21 protein-coding genes and 1 pseudogene are annotated in these 19,648 nt (G+C 63.5%); 6 read left to right on the top strand and 16 right to left on the bottom strand.

Annotated features, from left to right (window positions below):
• Window positions 1-299, top strand: a pseudogene (locus tag V6M52_RS05935) (ATP-dependent DNA helicase); the annotation flags it as partial.
• Between the two features lie 23 nt (window positions 300-322).
• Here V6M52_RS05935 and V6M52_RS05930 read toward each other — a convergent pair.
• From V6M52_RS05930 to V6M52_RS05920, 3 genes are all read right to left on the bottom strand, one after another.
• The gene (locus V6M52_RS05930; protein WP_332700371.1) at window positions 323-700 is read right to left on the bottom strand and encodes a carboxymuconolactone decarboxylase family protein; all 378 of its coding nucleotides are present in this window, start codon (window positions 698-700) and stop codon (window positions 323-325) included.
• A gap of 21 nt (window positions 701-721) precedes the next feature.
• Window positions 722-1,066: a MerR family transcriptional regulator gene (locus tag V6M52_RS05925; protein WP_332688912.1), complete on the bottom strand. Its 345-nt coding sequence runs from the start codon at window positions 1,064-1,066 to the stop codon at window positions 722-724.
• A gap of 74 nt (window positions 1,067-1,140) precedes the next feature.
• The gene (locus V6M52_RS05920; protein ID WP_332700369.1) at window positions 1,141-1,563 is read right to left on the bottom strand and encodes a hypothetical protein; all 423 of its coding nucleotides are present in this window, start codon (window positions 1,561-1,563) and stop codon (window positions 1,141-1,143) included.
• Window positions 1,564-1,720: 157 nt separating this feature from the next.
• Between V6M52_RS05920 and V6M52_RS05915 the strand changes: the two genes are divergently transcribed.
• Window positions 1,721-2,038 carry a heavy metal-binding domain-containing protein gene (locus tag V6M52_RS05915; protein WP_193335241.1) on the top strand — a complete coding sequence of 106 codons (318 nt, stop codon included), beginning with the start codon at window positions 1,721-1,723 and terminating at the stop codon, window positions 2,036-2,038.
• Here the strand turns inward: V6M52_RS05915 and V6M52_RS05910 are convergent, their stop codons facing one another.
• On the bottom strand, window positions 2,039-2,278 hold the full coding sequence (locus V6M52_RS05910; protein ID WP_332700365.1) for a hypothetical protein: 240 nt from the start codon (window positions 2,276-2,278) through the stop codon (window positions 2,039-2,041).
• Between the two features lie 83 nt (window positions 2,279-2,361).
• Complete coding sequence (locus tag V6M52_RS05905) at window positions 2,362-2,823, bottom strand: DUF5680 domain-containing protein (RefSeq protein WP_332700363.1); 462 nt, start codon at window positions 2,821-2,823, stop codon at window positions 2,362-2,364.
• A gap of 122 nt (window positions 2,824-2,945) precedes the next feature.
• On the opposite strand from V6M52_RS05905, the gene V6M52_RS05900 reads away from it, so the two are divergent.
• A complete protein-coding gene (locus V6M52_RS05900) occupies window positions 2,946-3,815 on the top strand; it encodes a 50S ribosomal protein L11 methyltransferase (protein WP_332700361.1) in 870 nt (289 codons plus the stop codon).
• A 128-nt stretch (window positions 3,816-3,943) separates the two neighbouring features.
• Here V6M52_RS05900 and V6M52_RS05895 read toward each other — a convergent pair whose 3' ends face one another.
• Window positions 3,944-4,075 (bottom strand): hypothetical protein, encoded by a 132-nt coding sequence (locus tag V6M52_RS05895; RefSeq protein WP_263574796.1) that lies wholly within the window; start codon window positions 4,073-4,075, stop codon window positions 3,944-3,946.
• Window positions 4,076-4,195: 120 nt separating this feature from the next.
• Complete coding sequence (locus tag V6M52_RS05890) at window positions 4,196-4,330, bottom strand: hypothetical protein (protein ID WP_332688926.1); 135 nt, start codon at window positions 4,328-4,330, stop codon at window positions 4,196-4,198.
• A 112-nt stretch (window positions 4,331-4,442) separates the two neighbouring features.
• Here V6M52_RS05890 and V6M52_RS05885 point away from each other — a divergent pair, with 112 nt between their 5' ends.
• A complete protein-coding gene (locus V6M52_RS05885; RefSeq protein ID WP_332700359.1) occupies window positions 4,443-6,266 on the top strand; it encodes an aminopeptidase P family protein in 1,824 nt (607 codons plus the stop codon).
• Window positions 6,267-6,475: 209 nt separating this feature from the next.
• On the opposite strand, the gene V6M52_RS05880 is transcribed toward V6M52_RS05885, so the two are convergent.
• The 8 genes from V6M52_RS05880 to ftsZ all read right to left on the bottom strand — a co-directional run bounded on the left by V6M52_RS05880 (window position 6,476) and on the right by ftsZ (window position 16,939).
• Window positions 6,476-6,967: a hypothetical protein gene (locus V6M52_RS05880; RefSeq protein WP_332700357.1), complete on the bottom strand. Its 492-nt coding sequence runs from the start codon at window positions 6,965-6,967 to the stop codon at window positions 6,476-6,478.
• 104 nt (window positions 6,968-7,071) lie between these two features.
• On the bottom strand, window positions 7,072-7,539 hold the full coding sequence (locus tag V6M52_RS05875; protein ID WP_332700355.1) for a DUF3828 domain-containing protein: 468 nt from the start codon (window positions 7,537-7,539) through the stop codon (window positions 7,072-7,074).
• A gap of 25 nt (window positions 7,540-7,564) precedes the next feature.
• Window positions 7,565-8,848: a hypothetical protein gene (locus V6M52_RS05870; protein WP_332700353.1), complete on the bottom strand. Its 1,284-nt coding sequence runs from the start codon at window positions 8,846-8,848 to the stop codon at window positions 7,565-7,567.
• Window positions 8,849-8,867: 19 nt separating this feature from the next.
• Window positions 8,868-11,069 carry an NAD-dependent DNA ligase LigA gene (gene ligA / locus V6M52_RS05865; protein ID WP_332700375.1) on the bottom strand — a complete coding sequence of 734 codons (2,202 nt, stop codon included), beginning with the start codon at window positions 11,067-11,069 and terminating at the stop codon, window positions 8,868-8,870.
• Between the two features lie 187 nt (window positions 11,070-11,256).
• Window positions 11,257-12,927: a DNA repair protein RecN gene (recN, locus tag V6M52_RS05860; protein ID WP_332688935.1), complete on the bottom strand. Its 1,671-nt coding sequence runs from the start codon at window positions 12,925-12,927 to the stop codon at window positions 11,257-11,259.
• 348 nt (window positions 12,928-13,275) lie between these two features.
• Window positions 13,276-14,112, bottom strand: coding sequence for an outer membrane protein assembly factor BamD (locus V6M52_RS05855; RefSeq protein ID WP_332700351.1), 837 nt, complete (start codon window positions 14,110-14,112; stop codon window positions 13,276-13,278).
• A 91-nt stretch (window positions 14,113-14,203) separates the two neighbouring features.
• Window positions 14,204-15,160 carry a UDP-3-O-acyl-N-acetylglucosamine deacetylase gene (lpxC, locus tag V6M52_RS05850; RefSeq protein WP_332700349.1) on the bottom strand — a complete coding sequence of 319 codons (957 nt, stop codon included), beginning with the start codon at window positions 15,158-15,160 and terminating at the stop codon, window positions 14,204-14,206.
• 111 nt (window positions 15,161-15,271) lie between these two features.
• Complete coding sequence (gene ftsZ / locus V6M52_RS05845) at window positions 15,272-16,939, bottom strand: cell division protein FtsZ (RefSeq protein WP_332700347.1); 1,668 nt, start codon at window positions 16,937-16,939, stop codon at window positions 15,272-15,274.
• A gap of 241 nt (window positions 16,940-17,180) precedes the next feature.
• On the opposite strand from ftsZ, the gene V6M52_RS05840 reads away from it, so the two are divergent.
• Window positions 17,181-17,639, top strand: a complete 459-nt coding sequence (locus V6M52_RS05840; RefSeq protein WP_332687459.1) for a VOC family protein — start codon at window positions 17,181-17,183, stop codon at window positions 17,637-17,639.
• A gap of 77 nt (window positions 17,640-17,716) precedes the next feature.
• Window positions 17,717-18,352 carry a LysE family translocator gene (locus V6M52_RS05835; RefSeq protein WP_332700345.1) on the top strand — a complete coding sequence of 212 codons (636 nt, stop codon included), beginning with the start codon at window positions 17,717-17,719 and terminating at the stop codon, window positions 18,350-18,352.
• On the opposite strand, the gene ftsA is transcribed toward V6M52_RS05835, so the two are convergent.
• Entirely contained in the window at window positions 18,349-19,647 is a 1,299-nt protein-coding gene (ftsA, locus tag V6M52_RS05830; RefSeq protein WP_332700343.1) for a cell division protein FtsA, read from the bottom strand. The genes V6M52_RS05835 and ftsA overlap by 4 nt on opposite strands.
• Window position 19,648 lies beyond the last annotated feature (1 nt).

The raw sequence follows: 19,648 nt of genomic DNA, 5'->3' as shown, positions 1-19,648 counted from the left end.
CGTCCCGCTTCAACATGGCCGACCCCTTCGAGAGCGTCTATGAAACCCCCGGCTGGCAGCGCGCCCGCGCCCAGCAAGCCTCCCGCAAGGGTGGCGGTCCGCTGACCATCGACGGCGACCTCGTCGCCCGCTCGGTCGACCTGGGCAATGACCGCTCCGCCTTCGGCCTGGGTGAACGCGTCTTCCACCTCAAGTTCGGCTACGGCGCCATCATCGATATCGAAGGCAACAAGCTCAGCATCGAGTTCGAGAAAGCCGGTCGCAAGAAGGTGCTGGAGAGCTTTGTGAAGAAGGGGTGAGGCGGTGATGTCTCACCTCTCAGCTAGTCCGCAAACACTTCTCTGGCGGCAGACAATCCATTGAGCGCAGCCGGAAATCCGGCATAGACAGCCATCTGCATGATCGTTTCGACGATCTCGTCCCGGCTCAGCCCGACATTGAGCCCGGCCCGAATGTGGACCTTCAGTTGCGGATGGGCGTTGCCCATCGCCGTAAGGGCGGCAATTGTCGCGATCTCCCGCGCCCGCAGATCGAGGCCCGGCCGCGAATAGATATCGCCAAACGGAAATTCCACAACATAGCGAGCAAAGTCCGGCGCGATATCGGCCAGAGATTCGATCACGGCCTCGCCAACTTCGCCATCGATTTCGGCCAGCTTGCGCTTTCCGCGCTCATAGCGGCTTTCGGACATTTCGTTCATCGCATTACCTTCCAGTCTTGATCAATCGTCATAGCCGGCGATCTTGGCATCGAGCACTTCAAGGCAGGCAATCAGTTCCTCAACATGGTGGCGCACCGCGTCACGATGTTCCGCGAGCAAGGCTTTCCGCTCAGCATTGGTGGATGGCCCTGCGGCGCGGAGTTCTGCGTAACGAAGCATCTGCCGGATCGGCATACCGGTGGTCTTGAGCCGCCCGACAAATTCGATCCAGGTGAGTGCGCGCTCGTCGTAATGGCGGTGCGTCGCGCTGTTGCGCGGCGCCGGCGGCATCAATCCGATGCGCTCATAATAGCGGATCGTGTGGGCGGAAAGGCCCGTGCGCATCGCCAATTCGCTGATCTTCATGGCTGCCTTCTTGTCTCGATCTACCTCTGCTACGACTTCGAGCGCGCTCTAAGTCAAGCGCCTAAATCGGTCAGCTACGGAAACCGCTTCCCGATCTCCGCCACATACGCGGCCGCCAGCTTCTCGAACGTCGCAGCATCCAGCGCGATCTCCTGTCCCAGCGATATCCCCGTCACCGATTTGGCCGGATCGTACCTGACGGTGCTGTTCGCCTTCAGCACGCCACCATTCTCCATGATGGCATCGCCCAGCATCCGCACTTCGTTGAGCGGATTGCCATCCTTGCCTTCGGCGCCGCGCATGCGATGCATGAAGTAGTGGTCGAGAGCCAGCAGCATGGCGTTGAAATGGCCCGGGGCAAACGCGGCGAGCGCGGCTTCAGCCTTGGCGTTGCCTTTGACGGCAGCGGCCAGCGCAGCATAGGCGGCGAGTTGCTCTTCGACCTTGGCGGCGGTGAGTTGAACATAGACTTCGGGATAGCTGGTGACGGCGAGCATGGTGGCTGATCCTCATCTGCGGCCGGCCCATCCGGCGCTCGAACCATGTCGTCCAGTCTCAACCGGCTTGGACAGTTTCGCCAAGATTATTTTGGCCGACCTTTCGCGACTGAGCCGACGCGCCTATCTCTGGGGCAGCACACCAGGGAGTCGCCGCATGATCATCTCCACCACGCCCACGCTGGAAGGCCGCCCCGTGCGGGAATATCTCGGCATTGTCACCGGCGAGGTGATTGTCGGCGCCAATATCTTCAAGGACCTGTTTGCCGGCATCCGCGACATTGTCGGCGGCCGGGCCGGCGCCTATGAGGGCGCGCTGCGCGACGCGCGCCGCCAGGCCCATGAGGAACTGCGCTACGAAGCCGAGCGCATGGGCGCCGACGCTGTGGTCGGTGTCGATCTCGACTATGAAGTGGTCGGCCAGGGCGGCTCGATGCTGATGGTTTCGATCTCGGGCACGGCGGTGAAGCTCTAGCTACATCCAGGCCCTGCCGTCGCCCGTGGCGCAGCCATAGGGCGGCAAGGCCCCGGCAAAGGTAACGTGCAGCTTGTCGCAGCCCCATTTGCGGATCGGGTCCGGCATGCGGCTGTTGAGCTCGATGCCGATCTCCTGATAGGGGCTCTCGCTATTGGTGACGTAGCTATACCAGTAGCCTCCCAGCACCGCGGCGACCACCACGGCTATAAGCACGACAAGACGCAGAAGCCGGAACATGTGTTTTCCCTCGGTGACGCTGACCCTCAGTAGAGAGTCCTTCCCCCGTTCGGAAGTCCAATTCCGCTATGCGTCATCAACCTCTATGGCTTGATGAGGCCGCCGCTGTAGCGAAGCCCGTAAGCCTTTGTGCCAGCACAATGAATCGCCTCTTCGCCGGAGAACAGCGTCACGTCTCCTTCCGACTTGTCCTCATAATCCCCGTGCGGCCCGCTCCATGTGAGCCCACCCAGAAAACGGCCCTCGGCATACATGGCCGACAGCGCCGCCTTGATCGTCTCCCCTGCTCGCTGCGCATCGATCAGGTCGGGCCGCAGGATGAACCCGTGATAGTTCATCGCCCAGACCGGTTCGGCGCCGAACCACACGGTTTCCTGCCCGAGAAAGTCGGTGCCGCCAAAATAGCTGTCGCGGTAGCGCCAGGGGCCTTGCGACCAGGCCAGGTCATGGGAGCCCTCGCGGCTGGATGCGACCTTGTCCCCGCCACCCACATAGCAGGCGCGCTTGGCGGCCACGACGATATCGTTGAGCTCACTCAGCTTCATGGCAACCCCCAAATAGAACAAATAATGAACATTATGCACTTGGCCGTCAAGGAATTTCCGTCGCATTGACTTGTCGGGAGCGCTGCCGCAACAAAGGAAAATCCAATTGCAAAGGCTTGCCCATGCCCGTCGATCAGCTTTCGGCCCCGCTCACCAAGGAACAGGCTTATGCGCTTGTCGATGCCGTCATGGAGCGGGACGACCTGGCGCTGACCGCCTCGGCGCACGAGAATGAAGAGACCGGCGAGTGGTTCTTCGAAGCGACCTGCGACAGCCCGCCCGATATTGATTCATTTGTTGAACTGGCGCGGCAAACCCTTGGTGGGACGGTCGAGTTTTCCGTCGCGCCGATCGACCCCGAGATCAACTGGGTCGCCCGCTCGCTCGAGGGGCTGGCGCCGGTGATCGCCGGGGGTTTTTATGTCTATGGCAGCCATGAGACCGCGCCCGTTCCGGGCGGGCTGACGCCGATGAAGATCGACGCCGCGCAAGCCTTTGGCACCGGACATCACGAGACCACGACGGGGTGCCTGGAAGCTATCGACAAGGTGCTCAAGCGCCGCAAGCCCCGCCACATGATCGATGTCGGCACCGGCACCGGCGTGCTGGCCATTGCCCTGGCCAAGCGCACCCGCGCAACGGTGATCGCCAGCGATATCGACCCGATCTCGGTGACGACGACCATCGACAATGCCGCCCAGAACGGGGTCGGCAAGCAGATCATCGCGCTGGAAGCGACGGGGGTGAACCACCCCACCATCAAGCAGAATGCGCCTTACGATCTAATCGTCGCCAATATCCTGGCGGGTCCGCTGATGGCTTTGGCGCCTGCGATCGGGGGGATCGCCCAAAAGGGCGCGGTAGTGATCCTGTCGGGGATTCTGGAGCATCAGGCGCGCGGCGTCATCAATGCCTATGCCCGCCAGGGCATGGTGCTGAGCCAGAAATTGCAGCGCAAGGACTGGACCACGCTGATTCTCGAAATGCCGTGACAAGAAATCCGCAAGCATGCTGCAGGAAATTAGCCCGCATGCTTGCGGATTAGCCCGCCAGAATAGCAAAATCCCCGAAGCATGCTCCGGGGATCAAACATAATCGTCAGCAGTTACCTGCAGCGGCCTTACGGGCGCTTGGTGAACGCGCCGATCAGTTGGTGCTGCATGCGATAGCTGACCTGGCGGCTCGATTCACGGCCACGGGCGTCGATGACGGACCCCAGTGCCTTGCGGAAATCGTTCTTGCTCTCGGTCATTTCAGTCTCCATGCACGTTGACGACGGTCTATTGCCCCCGTCACGATCTATTTAGGCTTCCTGGCAGGACTTGGTTAGGGGTGTATGGTCACACCAGCCCTGCAAGGCGTGCAGGCCCCGTTACCGCTTCGTTAATTTGCTGTTCATCTTGCCGTATTCGCGCTCGTAGCGATCGACATAGAGCTGCGCCTGACGCTGGCGGCTGGCCACCAGCGCGTCAAAGGCCCGTGCCATGAAATTCTTGTCGCCTGCCATCTTCGTTCTCCTGAATTCTGTCACTAAGGTAAGGCGTGGGCGGCGATTTGCCAGCCCCGCCACAGCACGTCAGCCATGACCGGAGCGCACTCCGGCACGAGGATTTCTGCCTATGACCGCCCAGACCTTTCCGCCCGCCAAGTTCCAGAGCTTTGTGGAAAAGGCCGACAAGAAACATGTCGGCCCCCGACTGACGGCTTTGCGCGCGGCCATGGCCAAGGCAGGGGTCGATGCCTTCCTCATCCCCCGCGCCGATGCACATCGCGGCGAGTCGGTACCGGCCAGCGAAGCGCGGCTGGCCTGGGTCACCGGCTTTACCGGCTCGGCCGGTCTGGCCGTGGTCGGCGCCAGGAAGGCGGGCCTGTTCGTGGACAGCCGCTATACGCTGCAGGCGCCCGCCCAAACCGACACGGCCAAGGTCAAGGTGCAAGAATGGCTGCTGGGCGGGATCTCGCCCGAGGTGGCCGACTATGCGCCCAAGGGCGGCACCATTGCCTATGACCCCTGGCTACACACTCCGGGCGAAATCCGCGACCTCGCAGCCAAGCTCGACGGCCGCGCCAGGCTCGTCCCCGGTTCCAATCTGGTCGACACCATCTGGACCGACCGCCCGGACGCACCGGTCAGCACGGTCGAGTTTCTAGGCCACAACCGGGCCGGCCAGACCGCAACCGACAAGATCGCCGAAATCCAGAAATCTCTTGCCACCGACCACGCCGATGCCGCGGTGCTGACGCTGCCGGAGTCGATCTGCTGGCTGCTCAACATGCGCGGCCGCGACGTGCCCAACACCCCCTTCGTCCTGGGCTTCGCGATTCTGCGGAAGGCAGGGCAGCCAACGCTCTATCTCGACCCGGCCAAGATCACCGACGATATCCGCAAGGCACTGGACGGCGTCGCCCGGGTGGCCAGCAGCAGGACCCTGCCGGCGGCACTGGCAAAACTGGGCAAGGCCGGCAAGGCTGTATTGATCGACCCCGCCTCGGCGCCCGAAGCCATTGCCGCCGCGCTCAAAAACGCGGGGGCGAAGCTGGTCGAGAAACGCGACCCGGTTCTGCTGCCCAAATCGCGCAAGAATGCCGCCGAACTGGCCGGTATGCGCGAGGCGCATCTGCTCGACGGCGTGGCGCTGGCCAAATTTCTCGCCTGGTTCGATGCCACCGCACCTCAGGGCGACTTGACCGAAATCGGCATCGTCACGGCGCTGGAAGCCTTTCGGCGCGAGGAGGAAACCTGTGTCGATGCCAGCTTCGACACGATCTCGGGCGCCGGCCCCAATGGCGCCATCGTGCATTATCGGGTGAGCGACAAGACTGACCGCAGGCTCGCGCCCGGCGAAATCATGCTGGTGGACAGCGGCGCACAGTATTTGTCGGGCACCACCGACATCACCCGGACCCTTGCGACCGGCAGGCCGACTGCCGAACAGCAGGACCGCTACACTCGTGTGCTCAAGGGCATGATCGCCATTTCAATGGCGCGGTTCCCCAAGGGCACCACTGGCGCCCAGATCGATGTCCTGGCGCGACAATTCCTCTGGCAGGACGGGGTGACCTACAATCACGGCACCGGCCATGGCGTCGGCGCCTATCTCGGCGTGCACGAAGGTCCGGTGGGGATTTCGTCGCGCTACACCACGCCTTTCGAGATCGGCAATATCATCTCCAACGAGCCGGGCTACTACAAGACCGGCGAATACGGCATCCGCATCGAAAACCTCATCACAGTGGTCGAGAGCGCGACCTTTCCCGGCTATTTTGAATTCGAGACGCTGACCCTGGCGCCGATCGACAAGCGGCTGATCGAGATGAAGCTGCTGACCAAAGCGGAACGGAAGTGGCTGGATGGCTATCACCAGCGGGTGTGGAAGGAGATCGGGCCCAGGGTGAAGGGGAAAGTGAAGGACTGGCTGAAGGAGGCTACGGAGGAGCTGTGACCTTCTTACCTTCTCCTCTTGAGGGAGAAGGTGCCCGAAGGGCGGATGAGGGGTGCTGCGCCGTCCGCAGCACCCAAGCATGGGATAGCGCAGCACCCCTCACCCTGACCTTCCGCTGAACGCGTCAGGTCGTCCCTCTCCCTCAAGGGGAGTGGGGAATCCGGTGGTGAATGAGGCCCCCGCCATTCGGGCGTAACCCTTTGGGCCGGCTAGAAGCCCAACGGGTCATACGTCAGTGCCCAACTGAGCAGCCAGTGTTCCTCGCTGCCCATTGAGGCCACGTCGTCGACCTTCCACCCATCGCCCTCGCGGATCATGGCGATGCTGAGCAGCCGGGGCTGGTCGAAATTGTGGTAGCTGACATTGACCACAGCACGATCGTCGATGATGGCGGCCTCGCCGATGGCCACGTCGAACAGCAGCGCGTTGAGATCGGGCAGGAATGGATTGAACACCGCGTCGATCGTGAACTCGGACCCGCTCATAGCCGCATCGCTGGCAAAGACATCGTTCTCGATGGCCTGGTCGAACAGCGCCTTGAGCCGCGTCGAGTAATAGACCGACGGGTCGGCCACCGTGCGCCCAAGGTGGTAGTCGTCATAGATGGCCGAGGCCAAGGCCTGGGGGTCGCTGAACGTCTCGGCCGCCCATGCCACCGGCGACAGCACGAGCGCCGCCACCACCACCAGATTCAATCGCATATCGTGCCCTCACATCATGCTGCCGATTTCGCTAGCGAGCCGGCGCGGCGCGACTGTGATCGGTCGGTGGCGAATTTGCGGCGGCGCGCTAAATTATCGGTAAGCTACTGGTACATTGCGGCCGCCTCGGCAAATATCTCGCTCAGGCGATACTGATCTTCGGGGTTGGTGGAAACAACATCGTCAATCTTCCAGCCGCCATCTTCCATCACCAGTTCATAGACGAGGCTACGCGGCTCACCGAAATTGAGGAAGGTCACGTCGACCGAGGCATCGTCGCCGGCAATTCCCGCGGCGCCGATCTCGAATTCGGTGATGTCGAAATCCTGCCCGTCGATATAGGGGTCAAAGCTGATGGCACCCATTTCCCCATTCGGGGTTATCGCGGCGTCATTATCGTAGAGCGCCTGCAGGGCCCGCGAACGGAACGGGCTCTCGTCGGCATAGAATTCGCCGGTGAAATAGGGCTCGTAGAAGGCTTCGAGCAGCACCTCGGGCGTCTCATAGGGTTGGGCGGCGGCGAGGCCCGTCAGGACCAGGAACATGCCGGCAGCGAGAGCAGCAAGGCGCATGGAAGTCTCCGAGAAAGAACGGCGTTCAGTTGAACCAGAGAGCGAAGCCGGGCCAGTTGTTGCCGAACACCCGGTTGGCTTCGGCAAAGCTCTGGGCATCGGCAATGGGGCCTGCCTTGATGAAGGGCAGCGCCCCCTGCCCGGCGAACAGCATCACCAGATCGGTTTCGGTCGCCGTTTCGAAATAGGCTTTGAGATCGAAACCTTGCTTGAAGCGCCAATGGGGCAGCAGCAATTGGCCGGCGAGAATCTGGTCGAGCCTATCCAGCGTCGCCATCCAGGCCGCGACGGTTTCTTCCGTCACCGCCATGTCCGGCACCGGCGACGTCTGGCTCGGCGACGGCACCAGTTCCCGGTCGTCGTCGGTTTCGGCCAGGATCAGCTCCCAGTTCTTGCGCGACAGGGCCGTGATCGACCCCAGGCGCTCGAGCACGCCGGCCAGCCGCGCCGCATCCGTCACCGGGAAATCGGCCGTATGCAGCGCCGCGATGATATCGGCGATGAAGGCATCGCTGTCGGCGTCCATGATCAGCGTGCCCCCCTGCGAATAGTCCTGCATCGGCAGGCCCGCCTTGGGGAAGACGCGGTGCAGATAGGCGTCGTAGAACTCGGAAAAGTCATGCGACAGCAGCAGCTCGACCGGGGCACCGACCACGGTGCTGTAGCCCGCGAACCAGACGGCATCGGCATTGTCGAAGCCGATCGTGGTATCGGGGGCGGCAGGCTCAACGCCCTTAGTTTTGCTGCCCGGCGGCGGGGCATCGGGCGCGGGAATATCGGCAAAGTTACCGACAGCAGCCATCAGCATGCCCAGCGTCTCGTCGGCCTCGGCGGTACCATTGCCATCGAGATCGATCCGCACCCTGAGCGGATCGATGGGGATGACGAAGTCGGCACCCACTTCGGCCATCTGGAAATGGCCGGCGGCCAGATCGAGGGTCGCGGTGAACGCGTCAAGGATACCTACCAGACCATCGTAGGTCAGCGGCTCCGGGTCGGGATTGGCTGGCGCGGTGGGCATATCGGGGCCTATGCCGAACAGCATGGCCATGACGGGGGAATTGGGCGCGGTGGCGCCATGCCGGTACATGGCCTGCGCCAGCCGCTCATAGGCGGTGACGAAATCCAACAGGCCCAGCGCAAAGCAGGCATCGGTGTGCAGCTCCTCGCAGCGCTGCAGGGCCAGATCGCCGATCTCCGCCAGCGTTCCGTCATAGAGCCGCTGGGCCAGCTCGTCGCCAACCTCAGTGGCCGCTGCCGTCCCCGGCAACATCAGGGCGGCCATGGCCACCGCACGCAGTCCCCTCATCGCGCTCTCCTTCATGACGCTACTTGCCCACCCGCGCGAACCATTCATCTTCGCTAATCACCTCGACACCCAGCGCCTCGGCCGATTTCAGCTTCGAGCCTGCTCCCGGTCCGGCAACCAGGATATCTGTCTTGGCCGAAACCGAACCGGCCACCTTGGCACCCATGCGTTCGGCCATGGCCTTGGCTTCCGATCGTGACATTTTTTCCAGCGAGCCGGTGAACACTACCGTCTTGCCGGCGACGACGCTGTCGGCCGAAACGACGACGATATAGGGCTTGGGATGAACCTGGGCCAGCAGGGCATCGAGCGCGTCATCATTGCGCTCGTTGCCGAAGAAATCCACCAGCGCCTCGATCACCGTGCCGCCAATGCCATCCACCGACGGGAACACCATTTGCGGATCCTCGGCGGCCGCGGTTTCCTTGCCGACGCGGATCAGCTCTTCCATCGTCCCGAACGTGCGGGCCAGCACGGCTGCCGTGGTTTCCCCGATATGGCGAATGCCCAGCGCGAAGATGAAGCGGTCGAGCTCCGGCTCACGCCGCGCATCGATGGCGGCGAAGAGCTTGTCGAGGCCCTCGAAATTGCGATCCTCGACACTGCGCACGGCCTTGCGCGTCTTGCCCGACGCCGCCTCGCGCACCTTGGCCTGCTCCTCGCGCCGCTCGGCCAACGCCTGTTGCACCGCAGGGCGGCGATCCTTGAGGGTGAAGAGATCGGCGGCGGTCTTGACCAGGCCCTTGGAGAAGAACAGCTCGATATTCTCGGCCCCCAGCCCCTCGATATCCAGCGCCCCGCGCGACACGAAATGCCTGAGCCCTTCCACCGCCTGGGCCGGGCAGATCAGTTCGCCGGTGCAGCGGCGACGGGAGTCTTCCTTGCCGGTCTTCTCGTTGATCTCGCGCGTTGCGGGCGAGCCGCAGACCGGGCAGGCATGGGGAAATTCATAGGGCACGGCATCGGCCGGGCGCTTTTCCAGCACCACCCGCACGATCTGGGGGATGACATCCCCTGCCCGCTGGATGACCACGGTGTCGCCGATACGGATATCGACGCCCTCCCGGATCGGCAGCCCGTTGCTGTCGAAGCCCTTGATATAGTCCTCGTTGTGGAGGGTTACATTCTCGACCACGACACCACCCACGGTAACGGGTTCGAGCCGCGCCACCGGGGCCAGCGTGCCGGTGCGGCCGACCTGGATGTCGATGCGCTTGACCACGGTGGTCGCCTGCTCGGCGGGGAATTTATGCGCCACGGCCCAGCGCGGCTCGCCGGTGACGAAACCCCAGCGGCGCTGCAGCTCGAGTTGGTCGACCTTGTAGACGACGCCATCGATATCGTAGCCCAACGAGGAGCGCTGTTCCTCGATCAGGCGATACTGCGCGATCAGCTCGCCGACCGATTTCGCCCGCACCATCAGCGGGCTGACCTTGAAGCCCCATTCGGCAAATTTCTGCACCGCGTCATATTGCGTCGGCGCCGGCTCCTCGCTGGTATGCCCCCAGGCATAGGCGAAGAATTTGAGGTTGCGGCTGGCCGTGATCGAGGCATCCTTCTGCCGCAGCGAACCGGCTGCCGTGTTGCGTGGATTGACATAGTCCTGCCCGCCGGCAGCGGCGGAGCGGGCCTTGAGCGCCTGGAACTCCTCATAGGTCATATAGACCTCGCCGCGGATTTCGATGCTTTGCGGCCAGCCGGACCCGGCCAGCTTTTCGGGAATGTCCTTGATGGTGCGCAGATTGGCGGTGATGTCCTCGCCCACACTACCATCGCCGCGCGTCGCGCCCTGCACAAAGACGCCGTTCTCGTAGCGCAAGGAGGCGGAGAGCCCATCGATCTTGGGCTCGGCGGTAAACGCGATCTCCAGCCCCTCGTCCTTCTGGAAGAAGCGCCGGCCGCGTTCGAGAAAATCGACCACGTCCTCGTCGGTATATGCCTTGGCTAGGCTCAGCATCGGCACGGCATGGCGCACCTTGGCAAAACCTTCGGCCGGCGGCGCGCCGACATTGAGCGAGGGGCTGTCCTCGCGCACCAGATTGGGGAAGGCCTCCTCGATGGCGTCGTTGCGGCGGCGCATCTCGTCATAGGCCGCGTCGGTGATCTCTGGCGCGTCGTTCTGGTGATAGGCGATATCGGCCGCGGCAATGGCTGCAGCCAGCCGCGCCAGTTCGGCATCGGCTTCCGGCTCGGTGAGATCGTCGACGGGTTTCTTGGACAGGTCGGTCATTGCTTACTCATGCACTGATTTGCCACTGATCCCCCCTCTCCCCTTGTGGGAGAGGGTGCCCGAAGGGCGGGTGAGGGGTCGCTTCCGTAGCCACGGAAAGCTGCCGCATCGCGCCCCCTCATCCGGCGCTGCGCGCCACTTTCTCCCACAAGGGGAGAAGGGAAGAAAGGGGCGCGCCCTACCCCACTTCGCTCAGCAGCTTGCTCGCCGCGGCGCGGGCTTCGTCGGTTACCTTGGCGCCTGCCAGCATGCGGGCCACTTCTTCCTGGCGGGCAGCGATGTCGAGCGGTTTGACATGGGTGCGCATGAAGGCGCCTTCCTTGACCGCCTGCTTTTCGATCAGCAGATGGCGTTGCGCCCGGGCCGCAACCTGGGGCGCATGGGTAACGGCGAGCACCTGCACCTTGCCCGCCAGCCGCGCCAGGCGGCGGCCGATGGCATCGGCGACCGCGCCGCCTACCCCGGTGTCGATTTCGTCAAAGATCAGCACTGGCGCCGAACCGCGGTCCGCCAGTACCACCTTGAGCGCCAAGAGGAACCGGCTGAGCTCACCACCCGAAGCCACCTTGAGCAGCGGGCCAGCCGCCGTGCCCGGATTGGTCTGCACGTGGAAGGCTATTTGGTCAAAGCCGGCGGCGGCAATACGCGCCGCGTCGATCTGGTGATCGACGATGAATTTGGCGGAGCCCAATTTGAGATCGGGCAATTCGGCGCCGACGGCCTTGGACAGCGCGCTGGCAGCTTTAGCCCGCCCCGCACTCAGGGCCTGGGCAGCCTTGCGATAGGTCTCCATCGCCTTGGCCTCGGCGGCTACGAGGGCAACCAGCCTGGTCTCCCCGCTTTGCAGCGTTTCGAGGTCGGCGCTGTATTTCGCCAGCACCTCGGCAAGACCATCACAGCTCGTCTGATGCTTGCGGGCAGCGGCACGCAGAGCAAAAAGGCGTTCTTCGACGCCCTCAAGCTCGGCCGGATCATAGGCCATTTCGCGCTTGAGCTCTTCGAGCGCGTCGCTGGTACGGTCGAGCGCCACCAGCGAGGCGTCGATCGTATCGACGATGGGCTGGAACAGGGTCGAGCCGCCATCGATCTTGCGCATCAGCCGGCGCATCAGGCTAGCCAGAGCCGGCGCGGGGGCCGACGGGCCGTTGAGCATCTCGTCAATCTCGGTGACGTCCGAGGCGGAGCGTTCGACCTGCTGCAAGTGCTGGCGCCGCTCGGCGAGCTCTTCTTCCTCGCCGGCCACCGGCTTGAGCTTGGAGAGTTCCTCAACCGTGTGGCGGGCATAATCCTCGGCAGCCAGCGCCTGGGCCACCTGCGCCTTCTGTGCGGCGACCGCCTCCTGCGCATCGCTCACATCCTGGAAGGCGTCGCGCACCTTGGCCACGGCGTCTTCCAGCTCGCCAAAGGCGTCGAGCGCGGCACGGTGGGTGGCGACATCGACCAGCGCACGATCATCGTGCTGGCCGTGAATTTCGACGATCTGGCTGCCCACCTTTTGCAGCAACGCCGCAGAGACCGGCTGGTCGTTGATGAACGCACGGGTGCGGCCATCGGCGAACTGCACGCGGCGCAGGATGACATCCTCGTCGTCGGGAATGGCATTGTCGCGCAGCGCCTCGCGGGCCGGATGGTCGGCGGCCAGTTGCAGCACGGCGACCACCTGGCCGCTCTCCTGCCCGCTGCGTACCAGTGAGGCGTCGCCCCGCCCGCCCAGCGCAAGGGTGAGCGCATCCAGCAGGATGGACTTGCCGGCGCCGGTCTCGCCGGTCAGCACAGTCATGCCGCCGTCCAGAGCCAGATCGAGCTGGTCGATGAGGACGATGTTGCGAACCGAAAGCGCGTTCAGCATGCGCGGACTATTCCCAAGCTTCGTGTGGGCCGCGGACCGGCCATTGCTCAACGCAGTTTAGCATCCCGGCGCCATTCTCGCGAAAGCGGGAATCCGCCTTACGCACAGGCAGATTCCCGGGAATGACGCCGCGGTTCGCATGCCGTTCAACACAAACGACCCGGGGCGCATTGTAGCGCCCCGGAACAAACTAGCAACAGATTACTTCTTCACCTCTCCCTTGGGGGAGAGGTCGACCCTCTTGGGTCGGGTGAGGGGGCCTTTACGCGTGCAGTGGGTCGGGGAAGGCCCCCTCACCCGTCTTGCTACGCAAGCCGACCTCTCCCCCAAAGGGAGAGGTAAGAATCCTCAGCTCCGCAGCGAGGCCATCCAGCTGCCGCTGTTGATGGCTGGCGCCAGGCCCTGCTTGCCCAGCACTTCGAAAGCCTGCTTGTACCAGGTGCTCGAAGGGTAATTGTGACCCAGCACGGCAGCTGCGGTGGCCGCCTCGTTGGTGAGCCCGAGCGACAGATAGGCCTCGGTCAGCCGATAGAGGGCTTCCTCGATATGAGTCGAGGTCTGCCAGGTCTCCACCACAACGCGGAAGCGGTTGATGGCAGCCGTATACTGGCCATTGCCGAGATAGTAGCGGCCAACCGACATTTCCTTGCCGGCAAGCTGGTCATAGGCCACCAGGAGCTTTTCCCTGGAGTCCTCGGCATATTCGGAATTGGGGTAGGTGGAGATCACCAGCCGGTAGGTCTCGATCGCGTCGGTCGACAGCTGCTGGTCGCGCGTGATGTCCTTGATCTGGGCAAAGTAGGCATTGCCCTTGAGATAGAGGACATAGGCCGCGTCCTTGCCGTTCGGATAGAGCGCCATATAGCGGTCGGCCGCCAGGATCGCCTCTTCCAGCTCGCCGCTGCGATAGTTCGCATAGACCTGCATCAGCTTGGACTTCTCGACCATGGGGTCGCGCGGATGCTGCCGGTCAAGCTGTTCCAGCGACTTGATCGCGGTCTGGAAATACTGGCGATCCATGTCGTCCAGCGCCGACTGGTACAGGGTCGCGGCCGGAATGATCGGCGTTTCCTTGACCTTTTGCGGGCCAAACATGCTGCAACCGGCCAATATGGCGGCAAAAACGGCAATCGTCAGGAACCGGGTGGCCCGGCTGGTGAAACCACCAAAAGCGTCAATTGTCACGAATTGCCCCGTCCTTATAGGAAACCGCTGGCTGCGGCGTAGTTAGCAAATGGATCAAAACTGTGGCGCCGCAAGCCGACCCTGGCCAGGATCAGCGCACGGACCGCAGGTAATGATTGACCGCCAACCCATCGGGCTGATCGTCGAACGCCTCGAATTCAAGCGGCAGGTCTTCTGCGCCAACTATCTCATAGTTGGCTTCGCTGGCAAAGAGACCGGTCAACACATGGGCGTTGAGGGCATGGCCCCCTTTGTAGGAGCGGAAACGGCCCCAGATCGGCAGCCCGCCCAGTGACAGGTCGCCGATGGCATCGAGCAGCTTGTGGCGGACGAACTCGTCCTCGTAGCGCAGGCCGCCCGGGTTGAGGATCTTGTCCTCATGCACGGTGATGGAATTGTCGAGGCTGGAACCCAACGCATAGCCCGCCTGGCGCAGGATCTTGGCGTCGCGTACGAACCCAAAGGTGCGGGCGCGCGAGACGTCTTCGTAATAGCGCCGCGGCGTCCAGTCGAAGATCATGCGCTGGCGACCGATGACCTTGCTGTCAAAATCGATCTCGAGGTCGAGCGCCCGGCCATTATAGGGCTCGAGAGCGGCAAAGGCATCGTTGTTGCGCACGGTGACGGCGCGGATGACCTTGAGAAACTTGCGCTGCGCCGGCTGGATTTCCATCCCGACCTGCAGAATGGCTTCGGCGAAAGGCCGCGCGCTGCCGTCCAGGATGGGGCATTCGCCGCCATCAAGGGTAATCACAGCATTGTCCACGCCCATGCCGCTGAGGGCCGAGGTGACATGCTCGATAGTGGCGACGCTGATGCTGTCGCCCAGGTCCAGCGTGGTGCACAGCGTGGTGCGGGTGACCCGCGAGAAATGAACGGCTACAGGATCTGTGGTGCTGCCATCGCCCTGCTGGCGACAGATAGTGAGACCCGTGTCGGCTGCGCCGGGGCTGATGGTCAGCGTGACCGGCTGACCGCTATGAACGCCGTAACCAGCGAAGCTGATCGCAGCCGCGAGGGTACGCTGGCGCGTGGACAGTTTGTGCATACGCGAATAACTCCGACCCCAAGCCCCATACGCCCGGAATCTGTGTTAGCCAAAAAAAACTCGGTGCGAAAGTCGCACCGAGCAATGTTCTGAGGATATCGTCACCCCGGATTAACCGTGCTTGCGCAGAAAAGCCGGGATTTCCAGACTGTCCTTTTGCGGCGCAGGCGCCGGCTGGCGACCATGGGGATCGAGCGTGCCACGAGCCCCTTCGGCGGGCGGCGCAACGCGCGAACCCCTTGCGCCACCGGCCTCTATGGCACTGCGCGCAGCGGCGTCATCAGCGGCGGAGTAGGCCGTTTCGTCCTTGCTGGAGGGCGTGGGCTGACCCAGATTGAGGCCGACATTGGACGCAAGTTTCTTGAACAGAGCCCGTGCATTGCGCGGCTCAGGGTCATGACGTTCCTGCGGCTCCTGTGACCGCCTCGCAACAATCGGCAGCTCCTCGGTGCGCGGCATGCGGCGCTGTCCCTCGGGGCGAGCGGCGTGGGAGGGCACATAGACGCTGGGAACCGGCGACTCGTCCACGGTATCGGCCTCGTCGGACTCCTGCACGCTTTCGGCGGCGGGAATGTAAGGCTCGACGGAAACACCGTCATCTTCCTGATCGTGATAGGTGGAAGCGGGCATATCAAAGCTGAAAGCTTCAGCCACGGCCGCTTCGACCTGATGCTCGATGGCCTGCTGCACAACCGGAGCGGAGGCGGCGGAGCGCTCTAGCTGCGCGCGGCTCGGCTCGACCGGCACGTGACGGCGGACTTCCAGCGGCGTGCGCGAAGCATGCGGCTTGGCCGGCTCGAGCGCCTGCACCATGGTCGCATCGGTGCCGGTGGCGACCACGGCCACGCGGATCGTGCCGGTGAGGCTCGGATCAAAGGTCGCGCCCAGGATGATGTTGCAATCCACATCGACTTCCTCACGGACGCGGCTGGCCGCTTCGTCGACTTCGTACAGCGTCAGGTCCGGACCGCCGGTGATGGAGATCAGCAGACCCCGTGCACCGTGCATCGAGACGTCGTCGAGCAGCGGATTGGCAATGGCGGCTTCGGCGGCGTGGCGGGCACGATCTTCGCCGGAGGCTTCGCCGGTACCCATCATCGCCTTGCCCATGCCGCGCATCACGGCGCGCACGTCGGCGAAGTCGAGGTTGATCAGGCCTTCCTTGACCATCAGATCGGTGATGCAGGCAACGCCGGAGAACAGCACCTGATCGGCCATCGCGAAGGCGTCGGCGAAGGTGGTCTTTTCGTTGGCGACGCGGAAGAGGTTCTGGTTGGGGATGACGATCAGCGTATCGACATGGCGATGCAGCTCATCGATGCCGTCTTCGGCCAGACGAGCACGACGATTACCTTCGAAATTGAACGGCTTGGTGACAACGCCAACCGTCAGGATGCCCTGTTCGCGGGCAGCACGGGCCACCACCGGCGCAGCGCCGGTACCGGTGCCGCCACCCATGCCGGCGGTGATGAACACCATATGCGAACCGCTGAGATGGTCATTGATCTCGTCCCAGCTTTCTTCGGCCGCCGCACGACCAACTTCGGGATGCGAGCCGGCACCAAGGCCTTCGGTAACGCCGACGCCGAGCTGGATAATGCGCTGCGCCTTGGACAGGGCCAATGCCTGGGCGTCGGTGTTGGCGACGACGAAGTCCACCCCATCGAGCCCGGATTCGATCATGTTGTTAACGGCGTTGCCGCCGGCGCCACCGCAACCGAAGACGGTAATGCGCGGCTTCAGTTCCTGAATGTCCGGGATGGTGAGGTTGATGGTCATAGATGGCCTCATAGTGGCTTGGTTGGTAAAGATTTACCCTCCCAAATGTTAACCGGCCCCTAACAATTGTCGCGCCGGTGTTAACGTGATCGCAATTTGCGACACTTGCCGGTTACGCTTTGACCTCCCGTTAACCACGCGCCGGCCGATCCGGCCCTTCGGCAGCCGGTATACGCTTGACAGCTTTAATATAACCATTTAGCAATATAACGAATTGGTTCTGCAAAAAGGAGAAGCGACTGTGACCAAGATCATGCCCTGCCTGTGGTTCGACGACCGCATCGATGACGCCATCAAGTTCTACACCGAGACATTCAAGTCCGCGAAGGTCCACGACGTCGTCCGCCAGGCCCCGGACAAGCCCGCCTTTACCGCTGTGATCGAGTTGGAGGGGCACAAGTTCATGCTCCTCAACGGCGGCCCGCAGTTCAAGTTCAACGAGGCGGTGAGCTTCATGATCGACTGCGCAGACCAGAAAGAGGTGGATTACTTCTGGAACAAATTGGTCGGCGGTGGCGGCGAGGAAAGCATGTGTGGCTGGTGCAAGGACAGGTTCGGCCTCTCCTGGCAGGTCGTGCCCAAGCAGATCTTCGAGACCGTCTCCGGCCCCGACAAGGCGGGCGCCAAGCGCGCCATGGACGCTATGCTGGGCATGAAGAAGCTGATCGTAGCAGACCTGCAGAAGGCCTATGCGGGCTGAGATGGCTTGCCCGCTGGCCGTTGGCGGCGGAGCAGCGGCAGGCTAGGCTGACATCCATGTTCACCTGAGTCCCCGCCATGATCGAAGCTTTCCTTGCCGCCTGGCTCGGCGTGGCGCTTGCCCAGGCGTCGCCCGGGCCCAATATGATGGCCGTTGCCAGCGTGGCCCTGGGCCAGGGCCGCAAGGCCGCATTGCTGCTGGTGGCCGGCATCGGCACCGGCACGCTGGTCTGGGCAGCGGCAGTGTCCTTCGGGCTGGGAGCCCTGTTTTCGGCCTTCCCGCTGCTGTTGACCCTGCTTAAATTTGCCGGCGGTTTCTACCTGTTGCTGATCGCCTACCGGGCGCTTCGCGCCATTGTTGCGGGAGAAACCTCGACGGTGACCGCCAGCAAGGCGCCGCTGAGCGACCTCGACGCCTGGCGCCGCGGCTTCTTCGTGGTGATGACCAATCCCAAGGCGGCACTGATGTGGTCGGCCGTGGCCACCTTCCTGTTCGGCGCCGGTCTCGGCAGCGCGCAGGTATTAGCCTTCGGGCCGATGGTGGCGCTTTCGGCTGTCGCCATCTACGGCACCTATGGCCTGCTGTTCTCGACTGGCATGGCGATGCGGACCTATGGCCGCTTCTGGCGCGCCATCGAGGCCGCCTTTGGCCTGGCCTTCGGAGCGCTGGGCGCGACGCTGCTGGTCTGGGGCATCCGCGACCTGCGCAGCTAGAAGCTCGTCTTGAGCCAGTTGCCGACGCGGGCGAAGTATCCGTCTGTGCCCGTCAGCTTGCGGCTGCCGCGCGGCTCGGAATATTCCTGGGAACACACCTGCGGATAGATCAGCATGCCGGCCACGGTGGCGAAGGCAGCGCCCTTGGCCATTTCGGGCAGGCCGGCAATGCCCATCGGGCGGCCGGTGCGCACATTGCGGGCCAGGGTCCGGCGGGCGACTTCGGGCAGGCCGGTCATCTCGCTGGCGCCGCCGGTCAAGACGAAGCGGCGGCCGCAGACATCCATCATGCCGGTAGCCTGCATGCGGTCGCGGATGGCGGTAAGGATTTCCTCGATGCGCGGCCGCATGATGCGGGTCAACACCGAACGGGCCACCTGCCCCGGCGCTTCGTCATGGGTAGCGCCGACCGGCTGGATGGCGATCAGGTCACGCTCATCGGCCTGGCCGGGCAGCACCGAGCCGTAGAAAGTCTTGAGGCGCTCGGCATCGTCGACGCTCACCGAGAGTTGGCGGGCGATGTCGAGCGTCAGGTGGTGCCCGCCAATGGCGATGGCATCGGCATAGACCAGATGGCCGTCATTGAAGACCGAAACCGTGGTGGTCGCGCCGCCGAAGTCGATGCAGGCAACGCCGAGCTGGGATTCATCATCGACCAGCACCGCCAGGCCCGAGGCATAGGGCGTGGCGATCAGCGCCTCGATCTGCAGGTGGCAGCGATGCAGCACCAGCTCGAGATTGCGCATGGCCAGGGTTTCCGAGCTGACCACGGCGACATCGACGCCCAGCTTGTCGCCGACCATGCCCTTGGGGTCGCGGATACCCTTCTGGCCGTCAATCGCGTAACCGATGGGTAACGCGTGAATGATGGAGCGCTCCGGACGCACCGAGCGTTCGTTGACGGCGCGCAGCACGCGATGGATATCGGCCTTCTCGACTTCCTGGCCATCAAGCGACACGGCGGCGGAAAAGGTTTCCGAGCCAAGCCGGCCGGCGGTGACGTTGACGATGACGGTTTCCAGCGTCAGCCCGGCAGCGCGTTCGGCCATGCCCACCACGGAGCGGATGGCCTGCTCGGCCTTTTCGATGTCGGTGACGACGCCGCTCTTGACTCCCGAGGACGGGCCATAGCCAAAGCCGATCACCTCGGCCTGGTGTGAGCGGCCCCGAAGCGCCCTGCCCTCGGCCCGCGGCGTCAACCTGGCGATGACGCAGCAGATCTTGGTCGAGCCGATATCGAGCACGGCCACCAGCGTGGTCTTGCCGGGCTGGACGGGGCGAAGCCGGGAGGTCATG

The organism is Devosia sp., assembly GCF_036676215.1.
Lineage (GTDB): Bacteria > Pseudomonadota > Alphaproteobacteria > Rhizobiales > Devosiaceae > Devosia.
The sequence above is the reverse complement of the archived record's forward strand: the minus strand, read 5'-3'. Positions and strand labels throughout refer to the sequence as shown.

Bases quoted from the DNA above. Each gene is read 5' to 3' on its own strand.
- V6M52_RS05885 (WP_332700359.1), top strand. From the start codon at position 4,443: ATGACCGCCCAGACCTTTCCGCCCGCCAAGTTCCAGAGCTTTGTGGAA.
- V6M52_RS05930 (WP_332700371.1), bottom strand. From the start codon at position 700: ATGAACGAAATGTCCGAAAGCCGCTATGAGCGCGGAAAGCGCAAGCTG.
- V6M52_RS05915 (WP_193335241.1), top strand. From the start codon at position 1,721: ATGATCATCTCCACCACGCCCACGCTGGAAGGCCGCCCCGTGCGGGAA.
- V6M52_RS05890 (WP_332688926.1), bottom strand. From the start codon at position 4,330: ATGGCAGGCGACAAGAATTTCATGGCACGGGCCTTTGACGCGCTGGTG.
- recN (WP_332688935.1), bottom strand. From the start codon at position 12,927: ATGCTGAACGCGCTTTCGGTTCGCAACATCGTCCTCATCGACCAGCTC.
- V6M52_RS05905 (WP_332700363.1), bottom strand. From the start codon at position 2,823: ATGAAGCTGAGTGAGCTCAACGATATCGTCGTGGCCGCCAAGCGCGCC.
- V6M52_RS05925 (WP_332688912.1), bottom strand. From the start codon at position 1,066: ATGAAGATCAGCGAATTGGCGATGCGCACGGGCCTTTCCGCCCACACG.
- V6M52_RS05880 (WP_332700357.1), bottom strand. From the start codon at position 6,967: ATGCGATTGAATCTGGTGGTGGTGGCGGCGCTCGTGCTGTCGCCGGTG.
- lpxC (WP_332700349.1), bottom strand. From the start codon at position 15,160: ATGCACAAACTGTCCACGCGCCAGCGTACCCTCGCGGCTGCGATCAGC.
- V6M52_RS05910 (WP_332700365.1), bottom strand. From the start codon at position 2,278: ATGTTCCGGCTTCTGCGTCTTGTCGTGCTTATAGCCGTGGTGGTCGCC.
- V6M52_RS05835 (WP_332700345.1), top strand. From the start codon at position 17,717: ATGATCGAAGCTTTCCTTGCCGCCTGGCTCGGCGTGGCGCTTGCCCAG.
- ftsA (WP_332700343.1), bottom strand. From the start codon at position 19,647: ATGACCTCCCGGCTTCGCCCCGTCCAGCCCGGCAAGACCACGCTGGTG.
- V6M52_RS05895 (WP_263574796.1), bottom strand. From the start codon at position 4,075: ATGACCGAGAGCAAGAACGATTTCCGCAAGGCACTGGGGTCCGTCATC.
- V6M52_RS05875 (WP_332700355.1), bottom strand. From the start codon at position 7,539: ATGCGCCTTGCTGCTCTCGCTGCCGGCATGTTCCTGGTCCTGACGGGC.
- V6M52_RS05900 (WP_332700361.1), top strand. From the start codon at position 2,946: ATGCCCGTCGATCAGCTTTCGGCCCCGCTCACCAAGGAACAGGCTTAT.
- V6M52_RS05920 (WP_332700369.1), bottom strand. From the start codon at position 1,563: ATGCTCGCCGTCACCAGCTATCCCGAAGTCTATGTTCAACTCACCGCC.
- V6M52_RS05870 (WP_332700353.1), bottom strand. From the start codon at position 8,848: ATGAGGGGACTGCGTGCGGTGGCCATGGCCGCCCTGATGTTGCCGGGG.
- ftsZ (WP_332700347.1), bottom strand. From the start codon at position 16,939: ATGACCATCAACCTCACCATCCCGGACATTCAGGAACTGAAGCCGCGC.